Source organism: Streptomyces sp. NPDC045956 (assembly GCF_056430705.1).
The window spans coordinates 51,851-67,344 of sequence record NZ_JBWKKZ010000014.1; the positions used below are offsets into that span (position 1 = coordinate 51,851).

Annotated in this window: 15 protein-coding genes and 1 tRNA gene; 13 read left to right on the plus strand and 3 right to left on the minus strand. The window is 72.0% G+C overall.

Features of this window, described 5'->3' with window-relative positions; translation table 11 throughout:
• The first annotated feature begins 204 nt into the window (after positions 1-204).
• The gene (locus tag AC07FV_RS30545) at positions 205-3,051 is read left to right on the plus strand and encodes a penicillin acylase family protein (protein WP_479090726.1); all 2,847 of its coding nucleotides are present in this window, start codon (positions 205-207) and stop codon (positions 3,049-3,051) included.
• 93 nt (positions 3,052-3,144) lie between these two features.
• Here AC07FV_RS30545 and AC07FV_RS30550 read toward each other — a convergent pair whose 3' ends face one another.
• Entirely contained in the window at positions 3,145-3,759 is a 615-nt protein-coding gene (locus AC07FV_RS30550; RefSeq protein ID WP_479090728.1) for a 5-formyltetrahydrofolate cyclo-ligase, read from the minus strand.
• Positions 3,760-3,852: 93 nt separating this feature from the next.
• Between AC07FV_RS30550 and galU the strand changes: the two genes are divergently transcribed.
• The 7 genes from galU to AC07FV_RS30585 all read left to right on the plus strand — a co-directional run bounded on the left by galU (position 3,853) and on the right by AC07FV_RS30585 (position 9,472).
• Positions 3,853-4,755 carry a UTP--glucose-1-phosphate uridylyltransferase GalU gene (gene galU, locus AC07FV_RS30555; protein WP_356608994.1) on the plus strand — a complete coding sequence of 301 codons (903 nt, stop codon included), beginning with the start codon at positions 3,853-3,855 and terminating at the stop codon, positions 4,753-4,755.
• A 71-nt stretch (positions 4,756-4,826) separates the two neighbouring features.
• Positions 4,827-6,110 (plus strand): molybdotransferase-like divisome protein Glp, encoded by a 1,284-nt coding sequence (glp, locus tag AC07FV_RS30560; RefSeq protein ID WP_479090910.1) that lies wholly within the window; start codon positions 4,827-4,829, stop codon positions 6,108-6,110.
• 86 nt (positions 6,111-6,196) lie between these two features.
• The gene (moaC, locus tag AC07FV_RS30565; protein ID WP_356608992.1) at positions 6,197-6,718 is read left to right on the plus strand and encodes a cyclic pyranopterin monophosphate synthase MoaC; all 522 of its coding nucleotides are present in this window, start codon (positions 6,197-6,199) and stop codon (positions 6,716-6,718) included.
• Positions 6,715-7,218 (plus strand): MogA/MoaB family molybdenum cofactor biosynthesis protein, encoded by a 504-nt coding sequence (locus tag AC07FV_RS30570; protein WP_479090729.1) that lies wholly within the window; start codon positions 6,715-6,717, stop codon positions 7,216-7,218. Before moaC ends, AC07FV_RS30570 begins: the two co-directional genes overlap by 4 nt.
• 17 nt (positions 7,219-7,235) lie before the next feature.
• A complete protein-coding gene (locus tag AC07FV_RS30575) occupies positions 7,236-7,850 on the plus strand; it encodes a GNAT family N-acetyltransferase (protein ID WP_479090731.1) in 615 nt (204 codons plus the stop codon).
• 172 nt (positions 7,851-8,022) lie between these two features.
• The gene (gene sepX, locus AC07FV_RS30580) at positions 8,023-9,315 is read left to right on the plus strand and encodes a divisome protein SepX/GlpR (protein ID WP_479090732.1); all 1,293 of its coding nucleotides are present in this window, start codon (positions 8,023-8,025) and stop codon (positions 9,313-9,315) included.
• A gap of 83 nt (positions 9,316-9,398) precedes the next feature.
• Positions 9,399-9,472 (plus strand) — tRNA-Ala (locus AC07FV_RS30585).
• Between the two features lie 132 nt (positions 9,473-9,604).
• Here AC07FV_RS30585 and AC07FV_RS30590 read toward each other — a convergent pair.
• Positions 9,605-10,090 carry a GNAT family N-acetyltransferase gene (locus tag AC07FV_RS30590; protein ID WP_479090734.1) on the minus strand — a complete coding sequence of 162 codons (486 nt, stop codon included), beginning with the start codon at positions 10,088-10,090 and terminating at the stop codon, positions 9,605-9,607.
• A gap of 69 nt (positions 10,091-10,159) precedes the next feature.
• Between AC07FV_RS30590 and AC07FV_RS30595 the strand changes: the two genes are divergently transcribed.
• Positions 10,160-10,963: an exodeoxyribonuclease III gene (locus AC07FV_RS30595; RefSeq protein WP_479090735.1), complete on the plus strand. Its 804-nt coding sequence runs from the start codon at positions 10,160-10,162 to the stop codon at positions 10,961-10,963.
• On the opposite strand, the gene AC07FV_RS30600 is transcribed toward AC07FV_RS30595, so the two are convergent.
• A complete protein-coding gene (locus AC07FV_RS30600) occupies positions 10,960-11,631 on the minus strand; it encodes a MerR family transcriptional regulator (RefSeq protein WP_383649011.1) in 672 nt (223 codons plus the stop codon). The genes AC07FV_RS30595 and AC07FV_RS30600 overlap by 4 nt on opposite strands.
• A 133-nt stretch (positions 11,632-11,764) precedes the next feature.
• Here AC07FV_RS30600 and AC07FV_RS30605 point away from each other — a divergent pair, with 133 nt between their 5' ends.
• The 4 genes from AC07FV_RS30605 to AC07FV_RS30620 all read left to right on the plus strand — a co-directional run bounded on the left by AC07FV_RS30605 (position 11,765) and on the right by AC07FV_RS30620 (position 15,477).
• On the plus strand, positions 11,765-13,330 hold the full coding sequence (locus tag AC07FV_RS30605; protein ID WP_479090737.1) for a flavin-containing monooxygenase: 1,566 nt from the start codon (positions 11,765-11,767) through the stop codon (positions 13,328-13,330).
• Positions 13,327-14,271, plus strand: a complete 945-nt coding sequence (locus AC07FV_RS30610; RefSeq protein ID WP_479090739.1) for an alpha/beta fold hydrolase — start codon at positions 13,327-13,329, stop codon at positions 14,269-14,271. The genes AC07FV_RS30605 and AC07FV_RS30610 overlap by 4 nt, the downstream gene beginning before the upstream one ends.
• The gene (locus AC07FV_RS30615) at positions 14,268-15,173 is read left to right on the plus strand and encodes an SDR family oxidoreductase (protein ID WP_479090741.1); all 906 of its coding nucleotides are present in this window, start codon (positions 14,268-14,270) and stop codon (positions 15,171-15,173) included. Before AC07FV_RS30610 ends, AC07FV_RS30615 begins: the two co-directional genes overlap by 4 nt.
• 88 nt (positions 15,174-15,261) lie before the next feature.
• Positions 15,262-15,477 carry a hypothetical protein gene (locus AC07FV_RS30620; protein WP_361013830.1) on the plus strand — a complete coding sequence of 72 codons (216 nt, stop codon included), beginning with the start codon at positions 15,262-15,264 and terminating at the stop codon, positions 15,475-15,477.
• Positions 15,478-15,494 lie beyond the last annotated feature (17 nt).

The following is a 15,494-nucleotide window of genomic DNA, read 5'->3' on the forward strand; positions in this document are numbered from 1 at the left end:
CAGTGCTCCGCGGACAACTACTTCGTTACCTTACCTAACTCTTGACGCTTTCTTGACGCTCGCCTTGGCAAGATCGAACGCCCGTGCGCGCTCGTACCCGACTCCGCGTCAAGGGGGAGTGGGGCCTGCGCCTACAGTTGCTCCAGCGCTCAGTACAAAGCACAGCCCGCCCCTGCCGCTCGTGTTAGGACAGCAAGGACAGCGATGCCCCCCACCAAAACCGCCTCCACGGGTCAGCAGCCCGGCAAGTCCGGCAGGAAGAAGGGGCGCAAAGCGCGCCTGCTCGTCCTCGTGCTGGTACTGGCCCTCATCGGCGGCCTCGTCTACGGGGCGTACTGGTCGATCAGCACCGTCCGCGCGTCCTTCCCGCAGACCAAGGGCTCGATCACGCTCGAGGGCCTGGCGGGACCGGTCGACGTCAAACGCGACGGCTACGGCATCCCGCAGGTCTACGCCTCCTCCGACGAGGACCTGTTCATGGCGCAGGGCTACGTCCAGGCGCAGGACCGGTTCTACGAGATGGACGTGCGCCGCCACATGACCGCGGGGCGCCTGTCGGAGATGTTCGGCAAGGGCCAGGTCGACAACGACGAGTTCCTGCGCACCCTGGGCTGGCACCGGGTGGCGCAGGAGGAGTACGACGAGAAGCTGTCGCCCTCCACGAAGAAGTACCTCCAGGCGTACGCCAAGGGCGTCAACGCCTACCTGAAGGGCAAGGACGGCGCGGACATCTCCCTGGAGTACGCGGCCCTCGGGTTCACCAACGACTACAAGCCCCACGAGTGGACCCCGGTCGACTCGGTGGCCTGGCTCAAGGCCATGGCCTGGGACCTGCGCGGGAACATGCAGGACGAGGTCGACCGCGCCCTGATGACCAGCAGGCTGGGCCCCAAGCAGATCGCCGACCTGTACCCGGCGTACCCGTACGACCGGAACAAGGCGATCGTCCAGGAGGGCCGGTACGACGAGGTCACCCAGACGTTCGACGGCGGCGGGTCGTCCGGCGGCGACGGCTCCGGAACGGGCACCGGTACGGGCACGGGGTCCGGCACGGGCACAGGTACGGGGTCCGGCACGGGCACGGGGAGCGGCACGGGCACAGGTACCGGCACGGGCACGGGCACGGGCACCGGCACCGGCACCGGCACCGGCCTGGAGAGCCAACTGGCCAGCCTCCAGAACGTCCTGGACGACGTCCCCACCGCCGTCGGTGTGAACGGCAACGGCATCGGCTCCAACTCCTGGGTCGTCTCCGGTGAGCACACCATCACCGGCAAGCCGCTGCTGGCCAACGACCCGCACCTGTCGCCGTCGCTGCCGTCCGTCTGGTACCAGATGGGCCTGCACTGCCGCAGCGTCTCCGCCAAGTGCCAGTACGACGTCGCCGGCTACACCTTCGCGGGCATGCCCGGCGTGGTCATCGGCCACAACCAGGACATCGCCTGGGGCCTGACCAACTCCGGCGTCGACGTCACCGACCTGTACCTGGAGAAGATCACCGGCGCCGGCTACCAGTACGACGGCAAGGTGGTCCCCTTCGAGACGCGCGAGGAGACCATCAAGGTCGCCGGCGGCGAGTCCAAGAAGATCGTCGTCCGCGAGACCAACAACGGCCCCCTGCTCTCCGACCGCGACGACGAGCTGGTGAAGACCGGCAGGAAGGCCACCGTCGACACCTCCGCCCCCGACCGCGGTGACGGCTACGGGGTCGCGCTGCGGTGGACGGCGCTGGAGGCGGGCACCACCATGGACGCCGTCTTCGCGATCGACCGGGCGAAGGACTGGGACGACTTCCGCGAGGCCGCCACGCTCTTCGACGTCCCCTCGCAGAACCTCGTCTACGCCGACGCCGAGCACATCGGCTACACGCTGCCCGGCAAGATCCCGGTGCGCGCCGAGGACCACGACGGCTCCGTCCCGGCACCGGGCTGGAACCCCGAGTACCGGTGGACCGGCGAGTACATCGACCAGGACGAGCTGCCCTACGAGTACGACCCGGACCGCGGCTACATCGTCACCGCCAACCAGGCCGCCGTCGACGCGGACGAGTACCCGTACACGCTGACCGCGGACTGGGGCTACGGCACCCGCAGCCAGCGCATCACCTCCCTGATCGAGCAGAAGATCAAGGACGGCGGCAAGATCTCCACCGACGACATGCGCCAGATGCAGCTGGACAACAGCAGCGAGATGGCCAAGCTGCTCGTCCCCCAGCTGCTGAAGATCGACGTCGGCGACAAGGACGTCCGCGAGGCGCAGAAGCTCCTGGAGGGCTGGGACTACACGCAGGACGCCGACTCGGCGGCCGCCGCCTACTTCAACGCGGTCTGGCGCAACCTCCTCAAGCTCGCCTTCGGCAACAAGCTGCCCAAGGAACTGCGCGTCGAGGGCCAGTGCCTGTGGGTCGACCCGGTCAACACCACCGGTCCCGCGGACGAGACCAACAAGGTCCGCGAGTGCGGCCAGCGCGACGCCGACCAGGCGCAGCCCGACGGCGGCGACCGCTGGTTCGAGGTCGTCCGCAACCTGCTGGACAAGCCGAAGAGCGACTGGTGGACGACGCCCGCCAACGGCACCCGCAAGGGCGCCGACCACAACCGCGACGACCTGTTCAAGCGCGCCATGGTGGACGCCCGCTGGGAGCTGACCGCCAAGCTCGGCAAGGACATCGACTCCTGGAACTGGGGCCGGCTGCACCGCCTGTTCCTGAAGAACCAGACCCTGGGCACCGAGGGCCCCGGCTTCGTGAAGTACGCCCTCAACCGCGGTCCCTGGAAGCTCAGCGGCGGCGAGGCGGCGGTCAACGCCTCCGGCTGGAACGCGGCCGGCGGCTTCGGGGTGGTGTGGGTGCCCTCCATGCGGATGGTGGTCAACCTCGGCGACCTCGACAAGTCCCGCTGGATCAACCTCACCGGCGCCTCCGGACACGCCTACAGCGCCCACTACACCGACCAGACGGACAAGTGGGCCGACGGGGAACTGCTGCCGTGGGCCTTCTCGAAGAAGGCCGTCGACGAGAGCACGAGCGACACCCTGGTGCTCAAGCCCTAGCCCCGCACCGCTCGACGCGAGAACGGCCTCCACGCGCGCGTGGAGGCCGTTCTCGCGTCCGCCCGGGGGCCGGCGGGGAGTGTCCGCCCGCGGTCAGCGGAACCGCCGCACCCCCGAGGGCGTCACCACCGCGTCCACCGGCCGGTCGTGCGGTTCCCCTGGCACGTGCGGCACGACCTCCCAGTCGTACAGCAGCACCAGCAGCGCGGACCGCGTGTCCGCCCGCTCCAGACGTGCCAGGACCCGGTCGTACGAACCGCCCCCGCGCCCCAGCCGCATGCCGCGCGCGTCGACCGCGAGGCCCGGCAGCAGCACCACCCCGGCCCCGGTCACCGCGTCCGGCCCCAGACGCTCACCGGCGGGCTCCCACAGGGCCATCCGCCCCCCGTGCCGCACGCGCGCGAGGGACTCCTCGCCCGAGTACTCACCCCAGTCCAGGTCGTTGTCCGGCAGCAGCGCGGGCAGCAGGACGCACACGCCCCGCGCGCGCAGCGCGTCGAGGAGCGTGAGGGTGCCCGGCTCGGCGCCCACCGACACGTACGCCGCCACGGTGTGCGCCCCCGCCACCTCCGGCGAGGCGAGCGCCCGCGCGGCCAGTGCGTCCGCCGATTCCCGCACGTCATCCGCGGTCAACCTGCTCCTCGCCGCGAGGAACTCCCGCCGCAACGTGCGTTTGTCAGGTTCGCTTCCGGGGTCGATGTGACGCACTGCTCACTCCTCGAACGCTCTAATGCGCTCATATGAGCGCCACTGATTCGGAGTCACAGATTCTCCCTATTGGCACCGGATATGGTGTCGCGCATGACTCAGTCCCACCCCAGGATCAGCAAGGCTGTCATCCCCGCAGCCGGGCTCGGTACCCGGTTCCTGCCGGCAACGAAAGCCACTCCCAAGGAGATGCTGCCGGTCGTCGACAAGCCGGCGATCCAGTACGTGGTCGAAGAGGCCGTGTCCGCCGGTCTCGGCGACGTCCTCATGGTCACGGGCCGCAACAAGCGCCCCCTCGAGGACCACTTCGACCGCAACTACGAGCTGGAGTCCGCCCTCCAGAAGAAGGGCGACGCCGGCCGGCTGGCCAAGGTCCAGGAGTCCAGCGACCTCGCCATGATCCACTACGTCCGCCAGGGCGACCCCAAGGGACTCGGCCACGCCGTGCTCTGCGCCGCCCCGCACGTCGGCAACGAGCCCTTCGCGGTCCTGCTCGGCGACGACCTGATCGACCCCCGCGACCCGCTGCTGCAACGCATGATCGACGTGCAGGAGCAGCACGGCGGCAGTGTCATCGCCCTCATGGAGGTCGCTCCCGAGCAGATCCACCTCTACGGCTGCGCGGCCGTCGAGGCCACCGAGGACGGCGACGTCGTCAAGGTCGGCGGACTGGTCGAGAAGCCCGACCCGGCCGACGCCCCCTCGAACTACGCCATCATCGGCCGCTACGTCCTCGACCCGCACATCTTCGACATACTCCGCAAGACGGAGCCCGGCCGCGGCGGCGAGATCCAGCTGACCGACGCCCTCCAGCAGCTCGCGGAGGACGAGAAGGTGGGCGGCCCGGTGCACGGCGTCGTCTTCAAGGGCCGCCGCTATGACACCGGCGACCGCGGCGACTATCTGCGTGCCATTGTCAGACTCGCGTGCGAACGTGAGGATCTGGGCCCGGACTTCCGGACCTGGCTTCGCAGTTACGTAGCCGAGGAGATGTAGCGACGTTGAGCAGCACCGCGCACCGTGACGCCGGCCACGACCACACCGCGGCGGACTTCGGTCCGGACCGGCTGTGGTCGGTGCAGGAGCACCTGGACGACATCCTGGCCACCGTCCGCCCCCTGGAACCCATCGAGTTGAACCTGCTCGACGCCCAGGGCTGCGTCCTGGTCGACGACGTCACGGTGCCGCTCTCCCTGCCGCCGTTCGACAACAGCTCCATGGACGGGTACGCGGTGCGGGTCGCCGACGTCGCGGGCGCGAGCGAGGAGTTCCCCGCGGTCCTGGAGGTCGTCGGGGACGTCGCCGCGGGCCAGGCCGACCCGCCTTCCGTGGGCCCCGGCCAGGCCGCCCGCATCATGACGGGCGCCCCGCTCCCGCCCGGCGCCGAGACCGTCGTCCCCGTGGAGTGGACCGACGGCGGGCTCGGCGAGGGCCCGGCGGCCGGCATGCGCGCCCGCAGCCTCGCGCCGGAGGGGGCCGAGGGCCAGGTCCACGTGTACCGGCCGGCCGAGGCACGCGCGCACGTACGCGCCAAGGGCAGCGACGTCAGGTCCGGCGCCCGCGCGCTGGAGGCCGGCACGATCCTCGGCCCGCCGCAGATCGCCCTGCTCGCCGCGATCGGCCGCGGCAGGGTCCGCGTGCGCCCGCGTCCGCGCGTGGTCGTGCTCTCCACCGGCAGCGAACTGGTCCAGCCCGACGAGGAGCTGGCCGCCGGTCAGATCTACGACTCCAACAGCTTCGCCCTCACCGCCGCCGCCCGCGACGCCGGCGCGATCGCCTACCGGGTGGGCGCCGTCGCCGACGACGCCGAGACCCTGCGGTCCACCATCGAGGACCAGTTGGTCCGCGCCGACCTGATGGTCACCACCGGCGGAGTGAGCGTCGGGGCCTACGACGTGGTCAAGGAGGCGCTGGCACACGTCGCCGACGAGGACGAGCCGGGCAGCGGCGTCGACTTCCGCAAGCTCGCCATGCAGCCCGGCAAGCCCCAGGGCTTCGGCTCCGTCGGCCCCGACCACACCCCGCTCCTCGCCCTGCCCGGCAATCCGGTCTCGTCGTACGTCTCCTTCGAGCTCTTCGTCCGCCCGGCGATCCGCACCCTCATGGGACTCCCCGACGTCCACCGTCCCACGACCACCGCGTCGCTGACCGCCGACGAGGCGCTGTCCTCGCCCAAGGGACGCCGGCAGTTCCTGCGCGGCACCTTCGCCGGCGGCGCGGTCACCCCGGTCGGCGGCGCCGGCTCCCACCTCGTGGCCGCCCTCGCGCACGCCGACGCGCTGATCGTCGTACCCGAGGACACCGAGACCGTCGAGCCGGGCACCGAGGTCGAAGTGGTCCTGCTCGGCTGACCCCGCCCCCTTGGCGGTACCGTGTCGCGCACAGCAGGCCCACGCGCCGCACCGCGCCGGGCCCGGACCGGGAGCGCCACACGAGCATGAGTACGCAGGACCGACCCCCGCACCACGGCCAGGACGCACACGACCCGCGAGGCCGGCTGACGCACATCGACGAGGCGGGCGCCGCCCGGATGGTCGACGTGTCCGGCAAGGACGTGACCGCACGCACCGCCCGCGCGAGCGGACGCGTCCTCGTCGCCCCCCGCGTGGTCGAGCTGCTGCGCGGCGAGGGCGTCCCCAAGGGCGACGCCCTCGCCACCGCCCGCATCGCGGGCATCATGGGCGCCAAACGCACCCCGGACCTGATCCCCTTGTGCCACCCGTTGGCGCTCTCCGGTGTGAAACTGGACCTGTCGGTCGCGGACGACGCCGTGGAGATCACCGCCACGGTGCGGACGACGGATCGCACGGGTGTGGAGATGGAGGCGCTCACCGCGGTCACCGTCGCCGCGCTCACCGTGATCGACATGGTCAAGGCGGTCGACAAGGGAGCGGTCATCACGGACGTGCGGGTCGAGGAGAAGACGGGCGGCAAGTCGGGCGACTGGAGCCGGTCATGAGCTACCGCGCGCTGGTGGTCACCGCCTCCAACCGGGCCGCCGCCGGGGTCTACGAGGACACGGGCGGACCGCTGATCGCCGACGGCCTGCGCCGCTTCGGGTTCGCCGTCGACGGCCCCCGGGTCGTCCCGGACGGCGACCCCGTGGAAGCCGCCCTGCGGGCAGGCGCCGAGGCGGGCTACGACGTGATCGTCACCACCGGCGGCACCGGCATCTCGCCCACCGACCGCACCCCCGAGGCGACCCGCGCGGTGATCGACCACGAGGTCCCCGGCATCGCGGAGGCGGTGCGGGCGTACGGCCGGGAGAAGGTGCCGACCGCGGTGCTCTCCCGGGGCCTGGCGGGAGTGGCCGGCCGCACACTCATCGTCAACCTGCCCGGATCGTCCGGCGGGGTGCGGGACGGCCTCGCCGTGCTGGAGCCGCTGCTCACGCACGCGGTCGACCAGCTCCGCGGGGGCGACCACCCCAGACCGGCCGGCGACGGGGGTGCGAGCTGAACAGCGCCTCCTGGCCCGTGGAGCTGGTGGACGGCGACCTCGTCCTCCGGCCGATAAAGCTGCGCGACCAGCGGATGTGGCGCGAGGTCAACCGGCGCAACCGGGACTGGCTGCGCCCCTGGGAGGCGACCATCCCGCCGCCCACGCCCGGTGGCCCGCTGGTGAACCGGCCGACCTACCGCCAGATGGTGCGGCACCTCAGGTCCGAGGCGCACGCCGGACGGATGCTTCCCTTCGTCATCGAGTACCAGGGCCGCCTGGTCGGACAGCTGACGGTGGCCGGGATCACCTGGGGCTCGATGTGCTCCGGGCACGTCGGCTACTGGGTGGACGAGGCGGTGGCCGGCCGGGGGGTGATGCCGACGGCCGTGGCGATGGTCGTGGACCACTGTTTCCGCACCGTCGGACTGCACCGGGTCGAGGTCTGCATTCGCCCCGAGAACGCGCCCAGCCGCCGGGTCGTGGAGAAACTCGGATTCCGAGAGGAAGGGCTCAGGCCGCGTTATCTCCACATCGACGGAGCATGGCGCGACCACCTGGTCTTCGCACTCACCGCGGAGGAGGTCCCCGAGGGGCTGCTGCGACGCTGGCACCGGTCGCGGGACCGCAGCGCACGGAACTCGGGTAATTGAATAAACGTTCGAAAATGATCGGGTGGTGACCGTCCCGAACGGATAATTTCCCGGCAGCGGCGGTGTGCTGATCGCATCGATCACAAAAAAAGTTCGAAATATCAGCCAGATCGTGCGACACACCGGCCCAATTGGCGGATGGCCTCGCGCAAACCCCTCTACCGTGTGAGGCGTGAGCAGCAGTGGCCTCATCTACGCAGTCATCGTCGGGGCCTGGGCCGCCTACTTGGTGCCGATGTGGCTCCGCAGGCAGGACGAGCTGAACGAGGCCCGTCCGACGGAACGCTTCAGCACCGCCATCCGGCTGCTGTCCGGACGGGCGGGCATGGAGCGCCGGTACGCCAAGGACCTGCGGTCCCGCTCCACCGACGAGGCGGAGCCCGACGCCGACGCCCCGGACGCCGTCACCGACTCGGTGGACGTCCGGGCCTTCGCCGTGTCCAGAACCCGCCGGTACCCGCAGCCGGACGCGGGAGGACGCGCCCACGGCCGCAGGCCCGGGCAGTCCACCGACCCCGCCCCGTCCCCGGAACCCGAGCGGACCCCCGAGCCCGACCGGACCCCGGAAGCCGAACGGCCCCGGGAGCCCGAGCGGACCGAGCGGCCCGGCCAGTCCGGACAGGCACCCCGGGGCCGCGGCCGGGCGGCGCGCGGACGCGTACCCCAGGCCCGGCGCGCCCCCGAGTCACCGGCGGCCGCGGCCCGCGCCCGGCGCACCAAGGCACTCGCGCGCCGACGGCGTACGACCGTGATGCTCTTCCTCGCCTTCACGCTCGGCTCGGTCGTCGCGGCGGTCGGCGGACTCGCGTTCCTCTGGGCGCCCGGCGTGCCCGCGGTGCTGCTCAGCGCCTACATCGCCTACCTGCGTACACAGGAGCGCCGCCGGTTCGCCTTCCAGATGGACCGCCGGCAGGCCGAGGTCGCCGCCCAGCGGCTGCGCGAGGGCCGCCCCCGCAGGCGCACGCCCGCCGACCCGGCGGCCCCCGCCGGCGACCCGGACGCCGAGGAGCCGGACGAGGGGCCCGAGGCGGAGTCCGACCCGGGACTGTCGGCTCTCGCCGCGGACCGGCGCGCACTGGTCGAGCAGACCGACCACGCCGAGTGGGTCGACCAGCAGCGCGAGCGGCAGCGACGGCCCCAGGGCGACAGCTGGGACCCCGTGCCGGTACCGCTGCCCACCTACGTGACCGCGCCGGTCGCCCCCCGCGCCACACCGGACGTGGACCTCTCGGCGCCGGACGCGTGGAGCTCGGCGCGGTCCAGTGCCGTCGCCCCCGAGCAGCGGGCCCGGGCAGCCGACCCCGGCCCGGACCGCTCCGCCCCCCAGGCCGAGGAGCGACCGGAGACACCCGGCCGCAGCGGCGTCCGCCGGGCCGCGTCCGCACGCCGGGCCCGGGAACGGGGCCGGACGCCGCTCTTCGACCAGTACGAGGACGGCGACCGCCCCCGCGCCGCCAACGAATAGCCCCTGCCGGGGCCGCCCCCTCCCGGTCCCGGAAGCGATTTTTGAGCAGGCCCCACGGGGTGCTAGAGTTTCACTCGTTGCAAGGGCCTGTGGCGCAGTCTGGTAGCGCACCTCGTTCGCATCGAGGGGGTCTGGGGTTCAAATCCCCACAGGTCCACGCACATTGACGAGGTCCCGTCCGATCATCACGATCGGGCGGGACCTTCGTCGTTTCCGGGATCGAGTCCCGCCCGTCGAAGGGCCCCGGGGACGCCTCGCCGCGTCCCCGGGGCCCTTCGGCGTCCGTGTCCTACGGGACCTGGAGGGCCTTCGCGTAGCAGAGGCTGTCCTCGTGGAAGCGGTAGTAGCCGAACTTGGTGCACGGCTCGTAGCCGCTGGAGGTGTACAGAGCGACGGCCTCCGGCTGCTTGGTGCCGGTCTCCAGGACCATGCGGGTCCGGCCGGCCGCGCGGGCGTCCTCCTCCAGGGCCGCCAGGATGCGGCGGGCCAGCCCGCGGCCGCGCACCTGCTCGATCACGAACATCCGCTTCAGCTCGGCGTCCCCGTCGAGGTTGCCCTCGGCGTTGGCGTCCTGGCCGCGCCAGCCGCCGGAGGCGACCGGGACGTCGTTTTCGTCGTAAGCGACCAGGTACAGGCCGTTCGGCGGCGCGAAGTCCGACGGGTCCAGGTGCGTGGCGTCGCCGCCGTCGCCGTAGCGGACGTCGTACTCGGCCTGGACCTCGTCGTTGAGTTTCACGGCGTCGGGGTGGTCGAAGGGGACCCGGCGTATGTTCATGCTACCTACCGTATATCGATGCGAGATCCGGGATCGGGGCACCGTCCAGTGTGCCGGTATCGTGCCCTGGTGCTCACCGTGACCTCTGTGAATGTGAACGGTCTGCGCGCCGCCGCGAAGAAGGGCTTCGTGGAGTGGCTCGCCGACACCTCCGCCGACGTGCTGTGCCTCCAGGAGGTGCGGGCCGAGCCCCAGCAGCTCCCCGAGCACGTCCGTACGCCCGACGGCTGGCACGTCACGCACGCCCCCGCCGCCGCCAAGGGCCGGGCCGGCGTCTCCCTCTACACCCGCCGCGAGCCCGACCGCGTCCAGGTCGGTTTCGGTTCGGCGGAGTTCGACAGCAGCGGCCGCTACGTCGAGGCCGACCTGCCCGGTGTGACGGTCGCCTCCCTCTACCTGCCCTCCGGGGAGGTCGGCACCGAGCGCCAGGAGGAGAAGGTCCGCTTCATGGGCGAGTTCCTCGCCTACCTCAAGCAACTGCGCGAGCGCGCCGCCGCCGACGGCCGCGAGGTCGTGGTCTGCGGCGACTGGAACATCGCCCACCGCGAGGCCGACCTCAAGAACTGGCGCGCCAACAAGAAGAACTCCGGGTTCCTGCCGGAGGAACGGGAGTGGCTCGGCCGCGTCCTCGACCCGGCCGACGGCGGCTACGTCGACGTGGTCCGCGCCCTGCACCCGGACACCGAGGGGCCGTACTCGTGGTGGTCGTACCGGGGGCGGGCCTTCGACAACGACTCAGGATGGCGCATCGACTACCACCTGGCCACGGCCGGGCTCGCCGCGCGGGCCGTCAAGGGATACGTCGAGCGGGCCGCCACCCACGCCGAGCGCTGGTCCGACCACGCGCCCGTGACGGTCGCCTACGACCGCTAGGCCGGCCGGTCGCTCCACTCGTCGTCGGCGGGCTTGCGTATCCGCCGGTCCATCGCCAGGGACAGTTCCGCCTCGACCACGCTGCGGGCGAGGGGGCGCAGGCGGTCGAGGTCCTGGGTGGGGGCGTGGCGTCGGATGAGGTCGGCGAAGAGGTCGGCCAGGGCGTCGGCGTGTTCGCGGACGCGGGCGCCGGCCCGGAGGACCTCGCCGAGCGGGATGCCCTCGCGGACCAGGGCCGAGGAGACCTCCAGCAGGCGGTGGCTGATGTGGACGAGTTCGTCCCCGTCGGTGCCGAGGTAGCCGAGGTCCATCGCGGCGGCCAGGTTCTCCGGGGTGACCTCGCCCTCGAAACGGGCGGCGAGTTCCTCGGGGGTGAGGCGGACCGGGGTCTCCTCGGTGGGTTCGCCGAGGCCGAGCAGGTCGCCGACGTCGCGGCCGTGGTCGAAGGCGTCGGCGAGTTCCGCGATGCCGTTCAGGGTGTGGCCGCGTTCCAGGAGGGCGGCGATGGTGCGCAGGCGGGCCAGGTGGTGGTCGTCGTACCAGGCGATGCGGCCCTCGCGGCGGGGTGGCGGGATCAGTTTGCGTTCGCGGTAGAAGCGCAGGGTGCGCACCGTGATGCCGGCCAGCCGGGCCAGTTCCTCCATGCGGTATTCACGCTTCTCGGTCACGCCCCGACCTTAAGTCGTACCGCGGGTAACTTTCCTCGCCGCGCCCCCTACCCATGAGTACGGAGCTGTTCTACGCTCCCATTGCGCCAGTGTTCACTGGCAGAGTTCTAGGCGACGCGTGGAGGCTTTCGGGATGGCCGAGCACGAGCAGGTTCAGGGACACGTGCGGGTGGCGGTGATCGGGTCCGGCTTCGGTGGGCTGGGGGCCGCCGTGCGGCTGCGCCGCGAGGGGATCACCGACTTCGTCGTCCTGGAGCGGTCGGACAGCGTCGGGGGCACGTGGCGGGACAACAGCTACCCCGGCTGCGCCTGTGACGTGCCCTCCCACCTGTACTCCTTCTCCTTCGCCCCCAACCCCGAGTGGCCCCGCACCTTCTCCGGGCAGGAGCACATCCGCGCCTACCTGGAGCACGTGACCGACACCTTCGGGCTCCGTCCCCACCTCCGCTTCGGCTCGGAGGTGAAGAGGGCGGCCTGGAACGGTGAGCTGATGCGGTGGGAGATCGAGACCGCGAGCGGCAGCCTGACCGCCGATGTCGTGGTCTCCGCCACCGGGCCGCTGTCCGACCCGAAGGTCCCGGACATCCCCGGGCTGGAGACCTTCCCCGGCGAGGTCTTCCACTCGGCCCGCTGGGACCACGACTACGACCTCACCGGCAAGCGGGTCGCCATGATCGGTACCGGCGCCTCCGCGATCCAGATCGTGCCGTCCATCCAGCCGCAGGTGGGCCGGCTCACGCTCTTCCAGCGCACCCCGGCCTGGGTGATGCCCCGCATGGACCGGGCGATCAGCGGTGCCGAGCGGGCCCTGCACCGGGCGCTGCCCGTCACCACCAAACTGCGCCGGGGACTGCTGTGGGGCATCCGGGAGCTCCAGGTGCAGGCGTTCACCAAGCACCCGAACGAGCTGGGCTTCGTCGAGCAGATCGCCAAGCGCAACATGGGCGCCGCCATCAAGGACCCGGCCCTGCGCGCCAAGCTGACCCCCGACTACCGCATCGGCTGCAAGCGGATCCTGCTGTCGAGCACGTACTATCCGGCGCTCGCCCAGCCCAACGTCGACGTCGTCGCGAGCGGCCTCGGCGAGGTGCGCGGCTCGACCCTGGTCGCCGCCGACGGCACCGAGGCGGAGGCGGACGCGATCATCTTCGGTACCGGCTTCCACGTGACCGACATGCCCATCGCCGAGCGCGTCGTGGGCGCGGACGGACGGACGCTCGCCGAGACCTGGAAGGGCGGCATGGAGTCCCTGCGCGGGGCTTCGGCGGCCGGCTTCCCCAACTTCATGACGATCATCGGGCCCAACACCGGGCTCGGGAACTCCTCGATGATCCTGATGATCGAGTCCCAGCTGAACTACCTGGCGGACTACCTGCGTCAGATCGACGTGCTCGGTGGCACGGTCGCCCTCGACGCCCGCCCCGCCGCCGTGCGGACCTGGAACCACCGGGTGCAGGAGCGGATGAAGCGCACGGTGTGGAACACCGGCGGCTGCACCAGCTGGTACCTGGACGCGAGTGGCCGCAACACCACCGTCTGGCCCGGTACGACCGCCGAGTTCCGGCGGGTGACGCGGCGCGTGGACCTCGCCGAGTACGAGGTGCTGCGGGCGCCGGTCGCCGCGGGGTCGGCCGCCGGGGAGAACGCCGGGGAGGCCGCCGGCAAGGGCGGGGCGCGGAGCACCGGGGTGAGCGCGTGAGCCGCATCCTGCACGACGCCGCCGGGCCGTACGCCCCGCCCGCCCCCGCCCACGAGACGACCGTCGTCGCGGCCGACGGTGCCCGCCTCCACGTCGAGGTGCACGGCCGCCAGGACGCGCCCGCGGTCGTCCTCGCGCACGGCTGGTGCTGCTCGACCGCCTTCTGGGCGGCGCAGATCCGCGCGCTCGCCGCCGACCACCGGGTCATCGCCTACGACCAGCGCGGCCACGGTCGCAGCCCGGCCAGCCCGGTCTGCTCCACCGAGACCCTCGCCGACGACCTCGAAGCCGTCCTCGCGGCCACGCTGGGGCCGGACGAACGGGCGGTGGTCGCCGGGCACTCCATGGGCGGCATGACGGTGATGGCCGCCGCCGCCCGGCCCCGGGTGCGGGCGCACGTGGCGGCCGTCCTGCTGTGCAGCACGGGCAGTTCGCGGCTGGTGGCGTCCTCGACGGTGGTGCCGCTCGGCGAGGGCCGGGTGCGGACCTGGCTGACCCGGCGGATCCTCGGCTCCCGGGCGCCGCTCGGCCCGGTCACGCCGCTCGCGCGCCGCATCCTCAAGTACGGGACGCTGGGCCCCGGTTCGGGCCCGCACATGGTGGAGGCCTGTGCCCGTATCGTGCACGCCTGTCCGCGCAGGGTGCGGCACGCCTGGTCGCAGGTGCTGGACCTGCTCGACCTGGACGAGGGGGTGCGGGAGTTGACGATGCCGGTCGAGGTCGTGGTCGGCACCGCGGACCGGCTGACCCCGCCGGTGCAGGCCCGTGCGCTCGTCGCCGCCCTGCCGGACTGCGCGGGCCTGACGGAGCTTCCCGGGGTCGGCCACATGACGCCGGTGGAGGCGCCGGACCTGGTCACCGGGAAGATCCGCGCCCTCGCCGCCGCCCACATATCCACTGCATGCGATGAGCGTGCCGTACCCGCAGAGGAGAGCGCATGAGCAGGGTGAGCCTGGAAGGACGGGTCGCCGTCGTCACCGGAGCGGCGCGGGGCGTGGGGGAGTTGCTGGCCCGCAAGCTGTCCGCGCGCGGGGTCAAGCTCGCCCTGGTCGGCCTGGAGCCGGACGCGCTCAAGCAGGTCTCGGCGCGGCTGCACAGCGAGAGCGAGCACTGGCACGCCGACGTCACCGACCACGAGGCGATGGCCCGGGTCGCCGAGGAGGTGAAGCAGCGCTTCGGCAGGGTCGACATCGTCGTCGCCAACGCGGGCGTCGCCACCGGCGGGCCGTTCGTCGAGTCCGACCCGGAGTCCTGGCGGCGGGTCATCGAGGTCAACCTGATCGGCTCGGCGGTGACGGCCCGCGCCTTCCTGCCGGCGCTGCTGGAGAGCCGCGGCTACCTGCTCCAGATCGCGTCCCTCGCCGCGCTCACGCCCGCGCCGATGATGTCGGCGTACTGCGCGTCCAAGTCCGGTGTCGAGGCGTACGCGCACAGCCTGCGCGGCGAGGTCGGCCACCGGGGGGTGAAGGTCGGCGTGGGCTATCTGTCCTGGACCGACACGGACATGGTGCGGGGGGCCGACCAGGACGACGTCATGCGGGAGTTGCGGCAGCGGCTGCCCTGGCCGTCGAACAAGACCTATCCGCTCGGTCCGGCGGTCGACCGGCTCGTGGAGGGCATAGAGCGCCGCTCCGCCCACGTCTACGGGCAGTGGTGGCTGCGCGGCATGCAGGGCGTGCGCGGGTACCTGCCGGCCCTCATCGGCACCGTGGGACAGCGTGAGATGCGGCGCTTCGGGGACCGGCTGGACCACGTGCGCGTGGGCCTGGTCGGGGCCGGCGGAGCCGCCGACGAACAGCAGCGGAACACCCCCGCCACCAGCGCCGCTACGGTCCGTAAGTGATCGACATGCGCAGGGTCACCGCCCATGTGAATCTGATCGAGCGCCCGGCCGATCCGGTCGGGCCCGATCAGCACAGGAGTGAACCCACATGGGTATGAAGGACCAGTTCCAGGACAAGGCCGAGCGCATGCAGCAGCAGGGCAAGCAGCGGGCCGAGCAGGCCAAGGACCAGTTCCAGAACCGCGACCGCCGTCGCGACGAGGACGAGGTCGACCCCGCCCGTCGCCGGGCCGCGGAGGAGCGGGACCCGTCCTCGCGCCGCCGTGACGCCGACGAGCGTCTCGAGGAGAGCTACGACGCCTGACGCGTCGGGGCCGAGGT

Excerpts from the sequence above, each read along its gene's own strand:
- AC07FV_RS30615 (WP_479090741.1), top strand. The coding sequence starts at position 14,268 with ATGAGCAGGGTGAGCCTGGAAGGACGGGTCGCCGTCGTCACCGGAGCG.
- moaC (WP_356608992.1), top strand. The coding sequence starts at position 6,197 with ATGAGTACGCAGGACCGACCCCCGCACCACGGCCAGGACGCACACGAC.
- galU (WP_356608994.1), top strand. The coding sequence starts at position 3,853 with ATGACTCAGTCCCACCCCAGGATCAGCAAGGCTGTCATCCCCGCAGCC.
- AC07FV_RS30570 (WP_479090729.1), top strand. The coding sequence starts at position 6,715 with ATGAGCTACCGCGCGCTGGTGGTCACCGCCTCCAACCGGGCCGCCGCC.
- AC07FV_RS30590 (WP_479090734.1), bottom strand. The coding sequence starts at position 10,090 with ATGAACATACGCCGGGTCCCCTTCGACCACCCCGACGCCGTGAAACTC.
- AC07FV_RS30545 (WP_479090726.1), top strand. The coding sequence starts at position 205 with ATGCCCCCCACCAAAACCGCCTCCACGGGTCAGCAGCCCGGCAAGTCC.
- AC07FV_RS30620 (WP_361013830.1), top strand. The coding sequence starts at position 15,262 with ATGGGTATGAAGGACCAGTTCCAGGACAAGGCCGAGCGCATGCAGCAG.
- AC07FV_RS30605 (WP_479090737.1), top strand. The coding sequence starts at position 11,765 with ATGGCCGAGCACGAGCAGGTTCAGGGACACGTGCGGGTGGCGGTGATC.